Annotated in this window: 14 protein-coding genes and 1 pseudogene; 9 read left to right on the plus strand and 6 right to left on the minus strand. The window is 70.4% G+C overall.

Going from position 1 to position 15,482, the window contains the following annotated elements:
* The first annotated feature begins 2 nt into the window (after window positions 1-2).
* From ACWC24_RS34775 to ACWC24_RS34795, 5 genes are all read left to right on the plus strand, one after another.
* The gene (locus ACWC24_RS34775) at window positions 3-2,384 is read left to right on the plus strand and encodes a phosphoketolase family protein (RefSeq protein ID WP_450666887.1); all 2,382 of its coding nucleotides are present in this window, start codon (window positions 3-5) and stop codon (window positions 2,382-2,384) included.
* Between the two features lie 33 nt (window positions 2,385-2,417).
* Window positions 2,418-3,431, plus strand: a complete 1,014-nt coding sequence (gene gap, locus ACWC24_RS34780; RefSeq protein WP_450666888.1) for a type I glyceraldehyde-3-phosphate dehydrogenase — start codon at window positions 2,418-2,420, stop codon at window positions 3,429-3,431.
* Window positions 3,432-3,584: 153 nt separating this feature from the next.
* The gene (locus ACWC24_RS34785) at window positions 3,585-6,278 is read left to right on the plus strand and encodes a bifunctional acetate--CoA ligase family protein/GNAT family N-acetyltransferase (protein ID WP_450666889.1); all 2,694 of its coding nucleotides are present in this window, start codon (window positions 3,585-3,587) and stop codon (window positions 6,276-6,278) included.
* 13 nt (window positions 6,279-6,291) lie between these two features.
* Window positions 6,292-7,029 carry a CBS domain-containing protein gene (locus ACWC24_RS34790; RefSeq protein WP_450666890.1) on the plus strand — a complete coding sequence of 246 codons (738 nt, stop codon included), beginning with the start codon at window positions 6,292-6,294 and terminating at the stop codon, window positions 7,027-7,029.
* A 16-nt stretch (window positions 7,030-7,045) separates the two neighbouring features.
* On the plus strand, window positions 7,046-7,543 hold the full coding sequence (locus ACWC24_RS34795; RefSeq protein WP_450666891.1) for a flavodoxin domain-containing protein: 498 nt from the start codon (window positions 7,046-7,048) through the stop codon (window positions 7,541-7,543).
* A 73-nt stretch (window positions 7,544-7,616) separates the two neighbouring features.
* On the opposite strand, the gene ACWC24_RS34800 is transcribed toward ACWC24_RS34795, so the two are convergent.
* Both ACWC24_RS34800 and ACWC24_RS34805 read right to left on the minus strand, forming a co-directional pair.
* Window positions 7,617-8,300, minus strand: a complete 684-nt coding sequence (locus ACWC24_RS34800) for a universal stress protein (protein WP_450666892.1) — start codon at window positions 8,298-8,300, stop codon at window positions 7,617-7,619.
* 160 nt (window positions 8,301-8,460) lie between these two features.
* Window positions 8,461-9,042, minus strand: a complete 582-nt coding sequence (locus ACWC24_RS34805) for an Rv1733c family protein (RefSeq protein ID WP_450666893.1) — start codon at window positions 9,040-9,042, stop codon at window positions 8,461-8,463.
* A gap of 260 nt (window positions 9,043-9,302) precedes the next feature.
* Between ACWC24_RS34805 and ACWC24_RS34810 the strand changes: the two genes are divergently transcribed.
* On the plus strand, window positions 9,303-10,280 hold the full coding sequence (locus ACWC24_RS34810) for an Acg family FMN-binding oxidoreductase (protein ID WP_450666894.1): 978 nt from the start codon (window positions 9,303-9,305) through the stop codon (window positions 10,278-10,280).
* Window positions 10,281-10,318: 38 nt separating this feature from the next.
* On the opposite strand, the gene ACWC24_RS34815 is transcribed toward ACWC24_RS34810, so the two are convergent.
* The gene (locus tag ACWC24_RS34815; RefSeq protein WP_450666923.1) at window positions 10,319-10,618 is read right to left on the minus strand and encodes an STAS domain-containing protein; all 300 of its coding nucleotides are present in this window, start codon (window positions 10,616-10,618) and stop codon (window positions 10,319-10,321) included.
* A 172-nt stretch (window positions 10,619-10,790) separates the two neighbouring features.
* On the opposite strand from ACWC24_RS34815, the pseudogene ACWC24_RS34820 reads away from it, so the two are divergent.
* The 3 genes and pseudogenes from ACWC24_RS34820 to ACWC24_RS34830 all read left to right on the plus strand — a co-directional run bounded on the left by ACWC24_RS34820 (window position 10,791) and on the right by ACWC24_RS34830 (window position 12,434).
* Window positions 10,791-11,237: pseudogene (locus ACWC24_RS34820) on the plus strand (pyridoxamine 5'-phosphate oxidase family protein).
* A 180-nt stretch (window positions 11,238-11,417) separates the two neighbouring features.
* Window positions 11,418-12,248, plus strand: coding sequence for a universal stress protein (locus tag ACWC24_RS34825; RefSeq protein ID WP_450666895.1), 831 nt, complete (start codon window positions 11,418-11,420; stop codon window positions 12,246-12,248).
* Window positions 12,249-12,296: 48 nt separating this feature from the next.
* Window positions 12,297-12,434: a universal stress protein gene (locus ACWC24_RS34830; RefSeq protein ID WP_450666896.1), complete on the plus strand. Its 138-nt coding sequence runs from the start codon at window positions 12,297-12,299 to the stop codon at window positions 12,432-12,434.
* A gap of 223 nt (window positions 12,435-12,657) precedes the next feature.
* Here ACWC24_RS34830 and ACWC24_RS34835 read toward each other — a convergent pair whose 3' ends face one another.
* The 3 genes from ACWC24_RS34835 to ACWC24_RS34845 form a co-directional block, all read right to left on the minus strand.
* Window positions 12,658-13,122: a pyridoxamine 5'-phosphate oxidase family protein gene (locus ACWC24_RS34835; RefSeq protein ID WP_450666924.1), complete on the minus strand. Its 465-nt coding sequence runs from the start codon at window positions 13,120-13,122 to the stop codon at window positions 12,658-12,660.
* 246 nt (window positions 13,123-13,368) lie between these two features.
* A complete protein-coding gene (locus ACWC24_RS34840) occupies window positions 13,369-14,994 on the minus strand; it encodes an IS1182 family transposase (RefSeq protein ID WP_450666925.1) in 1,626 nt (541 codons plus the stop codon).
* Between the two features lie 158 nt (window positions 14,995-15,152).
* Window positions 15,153-15,473, minus strand: a complete 321-nt coding sequence (locus ACWC24_RS34845; protein ID WP_450666897.1) for a transposase — start codon at window positions 15,471-15,473, stop codon at window positions 15,153-15,155.
* Window positions 15,474-15,482: the final 9 nt, after the last annotated feature.

Here is a 15,482-nt window from a genome sequence, read left to right on the forward strand (position 1 = left end):
TCATGCCCAAGGTCGAACACCTGGACGCCCCCGTACTTTCCGACGAGGAGCTGCGCACCCTGGACGCGCACTGGCGGGCCGCCAACTACCTGGCCGCCGGGCAGATCTACCTGATGTCCAACCCGCTGCTGACCGAGCCCCTGAGGCCCGAACACATCAAGCCGCGTCTGCTCGGCCACTGGGGCACCTCACCCGGCCTCAACCTCGTGTACACCCACCTCAACCGGGTGATCAAGGCGCGCGGTATCGACGCCCTGTGCGTATGGGGACCGGGCCACGGAGGGCCCTCCGTCCTGGCCAACTCCTGGCTGGAGGGAAGCTACAGCGACACCTACCCGGACGTGCCGCGGGACGGGGAGGGCATGGCGCGGCTGTTCCGGCAGTTCTCCTTCCCCGGCGGGGTGCCCAGCCATGTGGCGCCGGAGACGCCCGGCTCGATCCACGAGGGCGGTGAGCTCGGCTACTCGCTGGCTCACGCGTACGGCGCCGCGCTGGACAACCCGAGCCTGCTGGTCACCTGTGTGATCGGCGACGGTGAGGCGGAGACCGGTCCGCTGGCCGCGTCCTGGCACTCCAACAAGTTCCTCGACCCGGTGCACGACGGTGCGGTCCTGCCGATCCTGCATCTCAACGGCTACAAGATCGCCAACCCGACGGTGCTTTCGCGCCTCCCGGAGTCCGAACTCGACGACCTGCTGCGTGGATACGGCCACGATCCCATCCACGTGACCGGCGACGATCCGCTCCAGGTGCACCGGGTCATGGCGGCGGCGATGGACGACGCCCTGGACCGCATCGCCGTGATGCAGCGGACCGCCCGAGAGGACGGCGTCACCGAGCGCGTGCACTGGCCGATGATCGTGCTGCGCACCCCGAAGGGCTGGACCGGCCCCGCCGAGGTGGACGGCGAGCCTGTCGAGGGCACCTGGCGAGCACATCAGGTACCGCTGGCCGGCGTTCGTGAGAACCCCGAGCACCTCCGTCAGCTGGAGGCGTGGCTGCGCTCGTACAAGCCTCAGGAGCTCTTCGGCCCCGACGGCCGTCCCGTGGCCGACGTCCTTGCCTGCGTCCCCGACGGCGCCAAGCGGCTCGGTGCCTCCCTGCACGCCAACGGCGGGCTGCTCGTGCGCGACCTGCCCCTCGCACCGCTCGACGACTTCGCCGTACCCGTCGACAAGCCGGGCACCACACTGCACGAGCCGACCCGCGTCCTGGGAGACCTCCTGGCCCGGGTCATGAAGGACACGGGCGCACGCCGTGACTTCCGCCTCGTCGGCCCCGACGAGACCGCGTCGAACCGGCTCCAGGCCGTCCTCGACGTCAGTGGAAAGGCATGGCAGGCAGAACGCCTGCCGGTCGACGAGCACCTCGAACACCACGGCCGGGTGATGGAGATCCTCTCCGAACACACCTGCCAGGGCTGGCTGGAAGGCTACACCCTCACCGGCCGGCACGGTCTGTTCTCCTGCTACGAGGCGTTCGTGCACATCGTCGACTCCATGGTCAACCAGCACATCAAGTGGCTGAAGACGTCGAGGGAGTTGCCGTGGCGCGCGCCCATCGCCTCCCTCAACTACCTTCTGACCTCGCATGTGTGGCGCCAGGACCACAACGGCTTCTCCCACCAGGACCCCGGATTCGTCGACCACGTCCTCAACAAGAGCCCGGAAGTCGTGCGGGTCTACCTCCCGCCGGACGCCAACACCCTGCTGTCGGTGGCGGACCACGTGCTGCGCAGCCGCGACTACGTCAACGTCGTCGTCGCGGGCAAGCAGCCCTGCTTCGACTGGCTCTCCATGGACCAGGCCCGCGCGCACTGCGCCAGGGGCGCCGGGATCTGGGAGTGGGCCGGAACGGAGAACGGCGGGGAGCCGGACGTCGTCCTCGCCTGCGCCGGTGACGTGCCCACCCAGGAGGTGCTGGCCGCCGCGCAGTTGCTGCGTCGGCACCTGCCCGAGCTCGCCGTCCGCGTGGTCAACGTGGTCGACATGACGCGGCTGCTGCCGCGCGAGGAACACCCGCACGGGATGAGCGACTTCGAGTACGACGGCCTGTTCACCACCGACAAGCCGGTGATCTTCGCGTACCACGGCTATCCGTGGCTGATCCACCGGCTCGCCTACCGTCGCACCGGCCACAAGAACCTGCACGTGCGCGGCTACAAGGAGTCGGGTACGACGACCACGCCGTTCGACATGGTCGTCCGCAACGACCTCGACCGCTACCGGCTGGTCATGGACGTCATCGACCGGGTGCCCGGCCTCGCGGTGCGCGCCGCCGCCGTACGCCAGCGGATGGCCGACGCCCGCACCCACCACCAGGCCTGGATCCGCGAGCACGGCACCGACCTGCCCGAGGTCGCCGACTGGACCTGGAACCCCTGATTCGCCCCTCGCTCCCGGAAGGAACTCACTGCCATGACCGTACGCGTCGGCATCAACGGCTTCGGCCGCATCGGCCGCACCTACCTGCGCGCCGCCCTCGACCGCGCAGAGGAGGGCACCCAGGACGTCGAGGTGGTCGCCATCAACGACATCACCTCACCCGCCACCCTGGCCCACCTGCTGGAGTACGACTCGACGTTCGGCCGTATCGGGCGAGATGTCCAGCACGACGACAGCTCCATCACGGTCGACGGACGGCGCATCGCCGTCACCGCCGAGCGTGACCCGTCCGCCCTGCACTGGGCCGACTACGGCGCCGGCGTCGTGATCGAGTCCACCGGGCGTTTCCGCGACCGCGACTCTGCGGCCCTGCACCTGAAGAGCGGAGCGCACACCGTGCTGCTGTCGGCGCCCGGCAAGGACGTGGACGCCACCATCGTGATGGGCGTCAACGACCGGACCTACGACCGCCACCACGACCGCATCGTCTCCGCCGCCTCCTGCACCACCAACTGCGTCGCCCCGATGGTCAAGGTCCTCGACGATGCCTTCGGCATCGAACGCGGAGTGATGACCACCATCCACGGCTACACCAACGACCAGTCCCTGCTCGACGGCCCGCACAAGGACCTGCGCCGCGCCCGCTCGGCCGCCCTCAGCATCATCCCCACCAGTACCGGAGCCGCCCGCGCCGTGGGCCTGGTGATGCCGGAGATGGCCGACGCGCTGGACGGGATCGCGGTCCGGGTGCCCGTGGAGGACGGCTCGCTCACCGACCTCGCCGTCGTCCTCACCCGCGAGGCGAGTGCGGACGAGATCAATGCCGCGTTCGTGGCGGCCGCAGACGGCCCGCTCAACGGCATCCTGCGTGTCTCGAAGGCCCCGATCGTCTCCCGCGACGTCATCGGCGACCCCTCCTCCTGCATCTTCGACCCGGCGCTCACCCAGGCCAACGGCACGCTGGCCAAGGTCTTCGGCTGGTACGACAACGAATGGGGGTACACCAACCGCCTCCTGGACCTGACGGCGCTGGTCGCGGACGACTGACGCGTCCCGACCGCTCGTCGTCACGGCGGAAGCGGGGCCGGTCGGCGGCCACAGGAGGGCCGACCGGCCCCGGGGCGGCCCCGTACAGCCCATGGGCTCCCCCTCCGCTCCGCCGGACGATCGAAGTATCGAAAGCCATGGAGGAGACCTGCGATGACGGACGACCTGATCGACCGCCCCTCGGTCCACGCCCTGCTCGCGGACGGCACCACCGTGTGCATACGGCCGGTGCTGCCGAGTGACCACGACCAACTCCAGGGGCTCTACGAGGAGATGTCGCCGGAGAACCTCCGCCTGCGGTTCTTCGCCGCAAGCCGGCGCTCGGCCGTCATGGCCGCCGACCGGGCCTGCGCGCCGGCCCGCCCGGGCTACCGGGCCCTGCTGGCGGAGACGGACGGCCGGGTGATCGGACTCGCCGAGTACGACACCGGCGGGGAGAAGGACGATGCGGAGATCTCCATCGCCGTCGCCGACGGCCTGCACCACCGCGGCGTGGGCACCCTGCTCGTCGAGCACCTGGTCTCGGCCGCGCGGACGGAGGGCATCACCACCTTCACGGCCGATGCGCTCGGCGAGAACCACGAGGTGCTCCGCCTCTTCGCCGACCTGGGCCTGCGCACCTCCCGCCGCTTCGAGGGGCCGGAGGTCCGCTGCACCGTCCACCTCGACCAGGACGACACCTACCTGTCGGCCGTCGAGGCCCGGGGCAGCTCCGCCGACGTGGCCAGCCTCCTGCCCCTGCTGCGTCCTGACGCCGTCGCCGTGGTTGGCGCCGGACGCACGCCCGGTTCGGTCGGCCGGGCGATCCTGCACCACCTGCGCTCGGGCGGCTTCACCCGGCGCCTCTTCGCCGTGAACCCCGGCGTCACGTCGATTCTCGGAGTGCCGTCCCACCCGTCCGTCGCGGCCCTGCCCAAGACGCCCGACCTCGTGATCGTCGCCGTACCGGCCGCCGCGGTCCCGGCCGTCGCCGACGAGTGCGGCAGGGCGGGAGCGCGTGCCCTCGTCGTCGTCACCGCAGGCCTCGACCACATCCAGGCCGAGGCCCTGCTGACCGCCTGCCGCACCTACGGCATGCGCCTCGTCGGCCCCAACTGCCTGGGCATCTCGAACACCGACCCGGAGCTGAGCCTCGACGCCACCTTTGCCGCCGAGCACCCGCGCCCCGGGACGGCCGGCGTCGCCGTACAGTCCGGCGGGGTCGGCATCGCGCTGCTCGACGGACTGTCCCGGTTGGGCATCGGCGTGTCGTCCTTCGCCTCCCTCGGCGACAAGTACGACGTCAGCGGCAACGACATGCTCCAGTGGTGGGAGAGTGAGGGCCGCACCGAACTCGCCCTGCTGCACCTGGAGTCATTCGGCAACCCGCGCGCCTTCTCCCGCACCGCCCGGCGCGTCACGCGCCGCATCCCGGTGCTGACCGTCGACGCGGGCCGCACCGAGGCGGGCCGCAAGGCGGCCGCCTCGCACACCGCGGCCGCCGCCACCCGCACCATGACCCGCGGCGCGCTGTTCACCCAGGCCGGCATCACCGCGACCCGCTCGGTCGGCGAACTCCTCGAAACAGCAGCCCTCCTCCATTCCCAGCCGCTGCCGGAGGGCAGCCGCGTCGCGATCGTCACCAACGCGGGCGGCGTCGGTGTGCTCACCGCCGACGCCTGCGCGGAGGCGGGACTCGCCCTTCCCCCGCTCACCCCCGCCATGACCGACGAACTGCTCGCGGTGCTGCCGGACGGTGCCGCCATCGGCAACCCGGTCGACGCCACCGCCGCAGTGTCCGAGGAACAGCTCACGGAGTGCGTGGACCGCCTCACCCGGTGCCCCGGCATCGACGCCGTGATCGTGGCCCTCGTGCCCACGGCGGTCGCGGCGGCCACCGGTGACGACCTGGTCCGGGCCGTCACCGCGGCTCCCGGGCGGCGGGCGCGGCCCGTGCTCGCCGTACGTCTGGAGCAGGACGCGTCCGTCCGGCTGCTGCCCGCCGCCGACGGCGGCACGATCCCCTCGTACGCCGAACCCCAGGCGGCGGCCCGTGCGATGGCCCACGCCGCCCGGCGTGCTGCCTGGCTCGCCCGGCCCGTCGGTGTAGTCCCCGGACTCGACGACGTCGAGGCCCAGCGGGCCCGAACGGTCGTGGAGGAGTACCTGGCCGGGAACCCCGACGGCGGCTGGCTCGACCCACGGATCTGCGCCGATCTGCTGACCTGCTACGGCATCCCGCAGATCCCGTGGGTCTGGGCCGAGAGCGAGGACGACGCCGTCCTCGCCGCCGAGCGGTTGCGCGGCGACGACGGCCGCGTGGTGATGAAGGCCCACTGGCCCGGGCTGCTGCACAAGTCCCAACAGCGGGCCGTCCATCTTGACCTGCGCGGCGACGCCCAGATCCGGGCCGCCTTCCGCGACCTGGAGACCCGCTTCGCCGGGCTCATGACCGGCGTGCTCCTGCAGCCTCTCGCCGCCCGTGGCACCGAACTGTTCGCCGGTGTCGTCCAGGACGAGGTCTTCGGGCCGCTTGTCCTGTTCGGGCTCGGCGGTACCGCGACCGAAGTCCTCGCCGACCACGCGGCCCGCCTCGCCCCGCTGACCGACCGCGACGTCCACGAACTGATCACCTCGCCGCGGTGCGCCCCGCTGCTGCTGGGCGCGAACGGAAACACCCCCGTCGACCTCGGGGAACTGGAACAGCTGCTCCTGCGGTTGTCCCGGATGGCGGCGGACCTGCCGCAACTCGCCGAGGCCGACTTCAACCCCGTCCTGGCGACACCGGGCGGCGTCACCGTGCTCGACGCACGGGTACGACTGCTGCCACGCCGCCCCCAGGACCCGTACCTGCGCCGACTGCGCTGAGGAGGAAACGGCCATGAGGCACGACAAGGTCGGCACTGTGATGACCACGGACGTCGTCCGCGCCCAGTACGGCACACCGTTCAAGGAGGTGGCCCGGCTGCTCGCCACCCACCGGATCAGCGGACTGCCGGTGCTGGACGAGGACGACAAGGTCATCGGCGTCCTGTCCGAGACGGACCTGGTGATGCACCAGGCGACCACCCCCGACCCGTACGAGACCAAGCATCGCGCGAGGCTCGGCGAGCTGACGCCCGGCGCCAAACGCCGGACCGCGAAGGGCAAGGCCCGTACGGCCGGAGAGCTGATGACGCGGCCACCCGTGACCGTGCACGCCGACGACACCATCGTCCAGGCCGCCCGCACCATGGCGCAACGGCGCGTGGAACGGCTCCCCGTCCTGGACGAGGAGGACCGGCTCGTAGGGATCGTCACGCGCCGCGACCTCCTCCAGGTCTTCCTGCGGCCCGACCAGGACATTCGCAACGAGGTGATCGAGGAAGTCCTGGTGCGCGTGCTGTGGTTGCCGCCGCGCAGTGTCGAGGTCTCCGTGACGGAGGGCGTCGTCACGCTCACCGGACACATGGAGCGCAAGAGCGAGACGGAGATCGCTCTGTCCATGACCCGCCGGATCGACGGCGTGGTCGACGTGGTCGGCAAGCTCACCTACCGACTGGACGACGCACGCCTGCGCACCGAGCAACAGGCACAGGCGGCGCGCGGCGTGGCCGACGACTGGCTGCGCCGGCTGTGAGAGGAGGTGGACCACCATGACCGACACCGTGTTGGTCACCTACGGAACGACGAACGGATCCACGGCGGAGATCGCCCAAGCCGTCACCGACATCCTGCGCCAGGCCGGACTGGCCGTCGAGTCGCGTCCGGTCCGGTCCGCGACGAACGTGGCGCGCTACGACGCCGTCGTGGTCGGCGGCGGACTCTACGCGGGGCGCTGGCACAAGGACGCGCGGCGGTTCGTCCGCCGCAACCGAGTCCTCCTCGCGGAGCGCCCCGTGTGGTTCTTCAGCAGCGGACCGCTCGACCCCTCCGCCTCCGAGCGGGACATCCCGCCCGTGCGCGGCGTGCAGCGGGACATGACCCGGCTGGACGTCCGGGACCACGTCACCTTCGGCGGATGCCTGGAGGAAGGTGCCAAGGGATGGGTGGCCGGGATGATCCTCCGCTCCGGCAAGGGGGGCGACTTCCGCGACTTCGACGCGATCGAGGCATGGGCGGGAGACATCGCAGGCGCACTGACGCACGCGTAGCAGAAGGAGAGGGGCTGTTCGGGCCCTTCAGACGGCCCCGGCGCCCGGCCAGAGCCGGGCCCCGGGGCCGAGCTCATGGCGCCGTCCGGTCCGGTACCACGGCAACGGGGCAGGAGGCCTCGCGCAGGAGGGCCCGCACGACCTTGCTCCACTCATGACCGGGCTTGCTGCCCACCACGACCAGCGTGGCGCTCTCGGCATGGTGCAGGAGCGCTTGAGGTGGAGTGAGGAGCACGACGTCTTCGAGCACCGGCACCTCCGGGTACTTCTCGCGCCATGGCCGCAGCACGTCGGCCAGGAGCTGCACCTCGTGGTCCTCCCAGGTCGCACGCTCTCTCTCCGGCACACCGAAAGGCCACTCGGCGGCACAGGCCGGAAGCGACCAGGCATGCACGACGTGGAGGAGCGCAGCTCGCACCCGCGCGCTGTCGAAGGCGAAGTCGATCGTCCCGCCGGAAGGGTTTCGGGCGTCCGTTCCGAGAAGGACTCTTCCGGAACGGTGCACGGGCGCGGTTCCGTCCGGGACGAGAACCAGCGGACGGTCGGCCGCCGGAACTCGGGAGCCGACCGGCCGGCCGGTGGGGTCGGCCTCGTGAGGGACGCCGTACACGATCATTTTCGCCTGGCTCGGGTCTGGAGGTGAGCCGATGACCACACGCATCGGCAGACCGTGCAGTTGCGCCTCCCTCCTGGCCCAGTCGACCGCGGAACGGCTCCGCGCCGACGTGTCGGCACAGGCGAGAATCACTCGTTCCATCGCGGTCGGCCTTTCCGGCGCGGCGGGACACGCACCTTCGCAGCCAAGCCTGTCGCGCACCGTCGCGATATGGCAGGGGCCGAACGGCCCGTCCGGGTCATGGGCACGCCGGAAGGCTCCAAGCCGCTCTACGGTCTGGAGCCCGGAGTCCGTCGTACGTTCAACCGGTCTTGTGGCCCCATCGTGGTCCCACCTGATCCCATTCCCTGCCCCACTCGTCGACGCGGCGTCGGTCGAGCCGCCACCGGGCGAGCGCCCCGGCACCGAACACCAGGCCGGCAAGTCCGGCCGCGGCCGCGGTGCCCAGGACGCCCGACTCGATCGCCGCCTCCGTGGAGCTCGGCGGCGCGGTGGTGAGACGGCCTTGGCCGTCCTGCCAGACCGTGACCCTGGATCCGGCCTTGAGGCCGGTGTCCACCAAGGTCCGGCCCGTGCGGGTCGAGCTGTCGGATGCCGTCCAGCGAACTGTGCTCATCCGGCGATCGGAGCTGATACCGGCCGCGGTGGAGGTGAGCGGGACGTCGCTCAGGAGCATGGCACGGACGGACTGCCGCTCGGCTCGCTGCCGTGCGAACACGTCATCCGCGGCATGAGCGGTCACCAGTCCGACGACGGCGCCGCCCACGGCGAAGACCGTCCACACGGCCAGCACGATCCAGGCCTCGACGATGTCGTCGCGTCGCCGCAGAGGGTTGCTGCGCCACCTCCACAACCGCTTCTTCGCGTACTTGCCACTGGGCATCGGTCCGCACCTCCTCGTCGTCGTGGTGACACTTCCGAAGGTGACAGTCGAGGCCGTGCTGCGGCAGGGGCCGATCAGGCGCCGCCGCAGGGCCGCCCGGTACCAACCAGCACGGTCGGGAAGGGTAGTTGAGCCCAAGAGGTCACGAGGCCCCTCCGGAGCCCTGCCCAGGCCTTTCGACCCCTGTCGGGGGCAAGGCGTGGCGCCCATGCTCGTAGAACAGAGCCAGTTGTCCGACGTCTCTATGTGAGGAGGACATCATGGAGAGCACAACGTTTGGTGCCGCGCTCGTGGCGACCTGTGTCGCTGCCGCAGTCGCAGCGCCCTCGATCCACAACACCCAGCCATGGCGCTTCGGGCTGGACTCCGAGACAGTGACGTTCGAGGTGCGTGCCGATCCCGACAGGGGCCTGCGGCACGTGGACCCCTCGGGTCGGGCCCTGCTCCTTTCCGTCGGGGCTTGCGTGTTCAACCTGCGAGTTGCGCTGGCCCACTTCGGTTGGTCACCTGTCACACGTCTGCTGCCCCGCCCCGACGACCCCGATCTGCTCGCCACCGTGCGACCCTCGGGGCTCACTGCCCGGGAGGGCGAGGAACGGAACGCGGATCTCTACGAGGCGATCTGGCGCAGACACAGCAGCCGTTTCCCTTTCACGCGTCGGCCACTTTCCGCGGCTGTGCGCGAAGAACTCGGTGCGGCGGCCCAAGCGGAAGGCGCATCGCTGCGCTTCTCCGAAGGGGTGAACGTGACCCACATGCTGCGGCTGACCGCCGAAGCCGAACGACGCAACCGCCTCGACGTGCGCCGGGCGGCCGAGGGCCGCCGCTGGGTGCACCGGGACCTGGAACCGGCGCCCGACACAGGTCTGCCGCGAACGGCGCTGGGATCGCAGGACGCCTGGGAGAGGCTCCCGCTGCGCGACTTCACGGCACAGCGGCATCCCGAACGTCTGCTTGCGCGGCCCTTCGAGGCGAACCCCGTCATCGCCCTGCTGACCACCGAGCATGACCGCCGAGTCGACTGGCTGCGCGCCGGACAGGCTCTTGAACACGTGTGGCTCGTCGCGACGGCGCACGGGCTGCGCGCGTCTCTGATGCATCAGGCAGCCGAATGGGCAGACCTGCGTGACGCGCTGGCCGCCCCCGGCACCGCGCATCCGCACCTGCTCATGCGCCTCGGATACGGCCCGCAGGGACCGGCCACCCCACGCCGCACGCCAGGTCAGGACCCGCGGTAGGCTGCGCTGGCGCGCACCGGACCCGTCTTCGCGCCGACTCAGCCGGCCGAAGCGAAGATGAGCCAGGCAGTCGATGCACCGGCCAAGCCCTCGGGCCACTTGGGGTGGTTGTCGAAGGAGCCGGTCAGGCCCGTGCAGCGGGGGATGCGCAGGGATCGAGTGCTGTCCGTGACCAGTCGCAGTCGGCCGCGTCTGGCCCGCGCACGGTTCGGCGCGCGACACAGTACGCCCAGCCCGGCGCGGTCGACGAAGGAAACGGGACGCAGGCTGAGCACCAGATCAGGGCGCGGGCCGGCGGTGACTGCGTCCAGGTATGTCGCCAGTGTGGGTACGGTCAGGCTGAACTACAGCGTCGTCGAGGACACGACCGTCTTCCGCGCCGCGCACGAGGGGTGGAGCAGGTCCCTTCTCAGGAGGCCGGGGACCGATGGTCCCTGGCCGGGGACACCCGTGCCGCTTGACGATGGACCGTGCCAGTACCGCGATGTCAGGTGAGAGACGAGAAGGCAGATGGACGCCAACGACGGATTCCGCGAACCCGATCGGCAGGAGTGCCTGCGTCTGCTGCCCACCGTGCCTGTGGGGCGCATCGTGTACACGTGGCAGGCGTTGCCTGCTGTTCTGCCGGTCAACTTCTGCCTGGACGGCGACGGCGACGGCGCGGTGCTGGTGCGCACCTAGGATTCCTCCGAACTCGTGAGCGCGATCGACGGAGCCGCGGTCGCCTTCGAGGCCGACGAGATCGACGCCGCCGCCCACTCCGGCTGGAGCGTCGTGGTCATGGGGTCGGCGACCCTCGTGAGGGACCCCGCCGAGCACGCACGGCTGCTGCGGACCGGGCCGCGCTCCTGGGCTCCGGCGTCGCAGGAGGTCTTCCTGCGCATCGACCCCGAGGTGGTCAGCGGACGCGGTCTCGTCGGCGGTCGCACCCTGTACGGAGTGGACCTTCCCTCCTGATCGCCATGCCTTCGCGCAATCCGAACGGCCTTTGAAACAAGGGCCGTTCGGCCATTCCGCGGGTTCTCCCGGCTGCTGCCCGGGGCGGTGGCGCACGAGGAGCATCGTCCGTGGAGGCCGGTGTGTGCGTCGAGCACCGCTTCCACCGAACGGTCACTCGAAGAAGGGGCAGGTGCGGCCATGACATCACGTCACATAGTCGTCGGAGTGGACGGCTCTCTCATCTCCGTAAGGGCGTTGGACTGGGCCGCGGCCGAGGCCGTACGGCATGGCAGCGCGCTGCGTGTGCTGTCCGCGGTTCCGGACCGCGACGAGGCCGCACCGGTCCTGGGCTACGCCGTGTCACGCACACATGCGCGGCATCCGGAGCTGCCCGTGGAGACCGTTGTGGCGGAGGGCGGTGCGGTGCGTGCGTTGATGCACGAGAGCGCGGACGCGGACCTCACCGTCGTGGGAACACGCGGCCTGGGCGCGTTGGTCGGCCCGGCGTTCGGTTCGGTGAGCCTGAGGCTGGCCGGACTCGTGCAAGGACCGCTCCTGGTCGTCCGTGGGGACCACGCGTGTGACGACGGCCGGGACGTGCTGCTCGGCCTGGCGGACGACACGGACGAGCAGGCGGTGGCGTACGCCTTCCAGGAGGCCGAGCGGCGCGATGCGAGGCTCCGTGTCGTGCACTGCCCGAGTCATCGGCACATCACCCCCGCATTCCCCTCCCTGGTGGCGGCGAGCAGTCCGGGCCAGGAACGGCCGGCCAGGGAAGCCCGAGCGGAGGAGGCCGTGGCGCGCTACGCCCTCACTCAGATGCAGGACCAGCACCCCGACGTCATGGTGGAAACGTTCGCGGTCCGTGCGACTCCCGCGGGCGAACTGCTGGCAGCGACCCAGGAGGCTGCCGTCGTCGTCATCGGCGCCCACCGCCGGGCGAGCCTGCTCGGCCCGCGCCTGGGTCCGGTCGCCCACACACTGTTGCACCGGGCGCACTGCCCGGTGGTCGTCGTGCCACACGGATGACCGGCCCGCTGCCACGTCATCACGCACGTTCCGGAAAGAGGCTCGCTCATGGCGCGTACCGTCACCGTCGGTCCGGACGGCTCGAACGAAGGCCTGGACGCGTCGGAATGGGCCGCCCGTGAGGCCGCCATGCACGAGATTCGTCTCCGAGTCGTGCATGCGGGGGAGCAACAACCCCACGAATAGGTGCCGTTCGTCGGCGAACTGATTCCGCCGCCGGGAGTGGACCGGTCCGCCCGGCTGCCGATCGAGGTAAGCGTTCGGCTGGCCCCCGCCGCCTCGGCGTACGGGTGAGTGCGAAGCGGATCGCCGGCCAACCGGTGCCGACCCTGGTCGCATCGGCCCGGCGGCCCACACCGTCCTGCAGCACGCGGTCGCGCCGGTCGCCGTGGTCCCCGACTGAAGTCGTTCAGGCCGACGGGGACGGACCGTTGACTGTGAGGCGGACCCCGGTGATCAGATCGGGACTGATGCGAACGGCATGATCCATCCTCTGCGGTACCCACGGACGCAACAACGCCCGATACCGAGCCAATTCCCGCGGGTCCGTGACCAGCCGCGCAAAGCCCGTGACGACGACGCTCCACCCCAGGTGGGTGTCGGGGTCGATGTCGTCGGCCTCGTAGGCGACGACGGCCCCCTCACCTCCGGTCTGCCGGGTGTACCGGGCCAGGGTGGCGTCACCGTGGGTGCGGATGACGATGTCGCCGTTGATCAGGACGTGGTTGACCGGGCGGACGGTCGGCAGCGCGTGCCGGGTGAAGACGATCCGTCCCAGGGACACGCTGCCCAGCAGTCGCAGCGCCTCGCCGCCGTCCAGCTCGACACTCCTGCGTGCCTCCGACGTGTCTGACCGGCCGTCGTCGTCGGCAATGGCAGGTGTCCTTATCGTCGGGTCACTCACGGTTCTCCGTCTCCCGCGTCCACACGTGGGCCTGACCGGATCATTCGAACCGCGTGGGAGCCTCTCGCGCCAGGGCCGTTCGGCCCAGGTCGGCGTCCGGAGGTCCCTGCCTTGCACGACTGATGGCGTGGCGGCGTGAACGGAGCGACGCCGCAGGGGATCGGTGCCGCTCCTGGCCCCACTGAGCGACTCTGTCGGGGATCTTGTGGATCGGGCTCACTTGCCTTGCCGCCACCAGCATTCCCAGGTCAGGCCGCGTGAGTCGAGGTAACTCTGGAAGACCGTGGGGTGCCGAGGTCCCTGGCGGCGTGGTGGCGTGCGTGAAGCAAGGCGCTCAAGGTTGATGGCGATGCCGGTCAGCACGTGTTGGATGTGAGTCTTGCGAAGACCGTGGTAGCGGCTGCGCCGTGCTTGGTGCCCATTGACGAATTCGCAGATGGTTCCCTCGATGCCGGACCGGATGGAGTAGAGCCGTCTCCGCTGGAGGTCTTGCTGCTCGGTGCGGTTGCGGATCTGAAGTTCGTGCAGGTGACGGGGGAGGAAGTTCACGGTGCGGGCCGAGGTCCCCCGCGTGCAGGAGGACCGGTCGGGGCACGGGTTGCACTGTTGTGGGTGGAACCGGGCGACGGTACAGGGAGCCATAGCGGGCGGTGTGATCCAGGTCTTTGTGATCTGTCCGTTGGGGCAGATGACGTGGCGCCGGTCGAAGTCGATGGTGAAGTCGTCCCGGGTGAAACCGGACTGTTCCTTCCTCTGCCATGCCCCGCTGGCCTTGACCGGCCCGACAAGCTGGATCTGATGGTGGACTGCGGAGCTTTCCAGCAGGGCGACGGAGAGGTAGCCGCCGTCGACCAGGTGTTCCCGGGGCAGCAGCCGGCGCTGGCGGAGCCGGGTGTGGATGCCGGGCAGGGCCTGCGTGTCCCTGATCGGGCTGGTGGTGGCGATGTCCGTGATCAGGTTGGCGTTCTCGTCGGAGTCGCAGGTCTCGGTGACGTGGACCAGGTAGCCGCTCCACCTGGTGTTGCCGCGGATGGCCCGGCGGGTCTGGCAGTCGTAGGGCGAGACCCGCCGGGCCCCCTTGGGCTGTCCGTCCTTCTCGGTGCGTGGCCGCAGGACACCGCGGGCGTCGACGAGGAAGTTCTGCACGAGGATCTGCCGTAGGGCCTCCATGCGGGGGCCGCGCCGGTGGGACGGCAAGCACGCAAGGAGCCGATGGGCGTCCGCTCCGGCCTGCTTGAGACGGGTGACGGGGTGCGTGGGCTGACTGGGCAGACGGACAAGCCGCCCGTAACGGGTGGCCCGGTCGGCATCCACCAGCCCATCCAGGATCTCGGGGACGTCCCGGGCGGCCTCCTCCAACGCAGCACGGACCGCTTCGAGGACCATCTCCAGGCGGGTGGAGTCCCGCGCGGCAGCCAAGACCTGCGTGGAGTCGGTGCGCTGTCGGCCGCGTTCGGTGACCAGGCCAGCCTTGCGCATCCGCTCCAGTGCCAGGGACAGCAGCCTGTCCGCGCGGTCGTCCTCGCCCAGACGGTCCCGGAAGTCGCTCAGCACACTGTGGTGGAAACCGGGATCGTCCAACTCCAGGGCCAGGGCGTACTTGAAGTCGATGCGGCACCGGACCGCCTCCGCCGCCTGCCGGTCGGACAGGTTGAGCAGGAACTGCAGCACGCACACCATGGCCAGTTGAGCAGGAGAGAGACCGGGGCGGCCATCGCGTGGGTACCAGGAGACGAAGTCCTGGTCGCTCCACAGCCCGTCAAGGTGGTCGCGCACCCACATCGCCGTTGTGCCGCGAGGGTTGCTGGCCCGTGCCATCCGAGCCGTGAGCTCCGGCACCATCGCACCGGACCGGGGAAGAACGGACACTGATCACCTCGGGAGGCCAGGACTACGCGACCATCCGAAGTGTCCTGAACCGCCGATGGCGCCCTCCCGGGAATCTCAAGATCCCCGACAGAGTCGCTCAGGGACTCTGCTGCTGGATTCGGGGCCGGTGATCAGGCTGCGAGTTGGTGACTGAGCCAGGTGAGTCGGCTGTTCCGTGGGTGTCGGGACTGGCCGGTCCAGTGGGCGTCGAGCCGGATGACGTTGATCGCGGTGGCGGAGTAGGCGTGCTGGAGGCTGGTCTTGGGCAGGCCGCGGTAGTGGGCCCGGCGCAGGTCGGTAACGTCGAGGGCCTGGTTGATGGTGTCCTCGACCCTGGCCCGGAGGGTGTACTGGCTTGCCGGGTGTGGGTGTGTCCAGTCGACGGGACAGAGCCGGTCACCGTAGAGCCTCCACCGGCATCGCAGCGTCCCGGCTCCGGATCTGTCCGACATCCACTCACG

The organism is Streptomyces sp. NPDC001443, assembly GCF_053597355.1.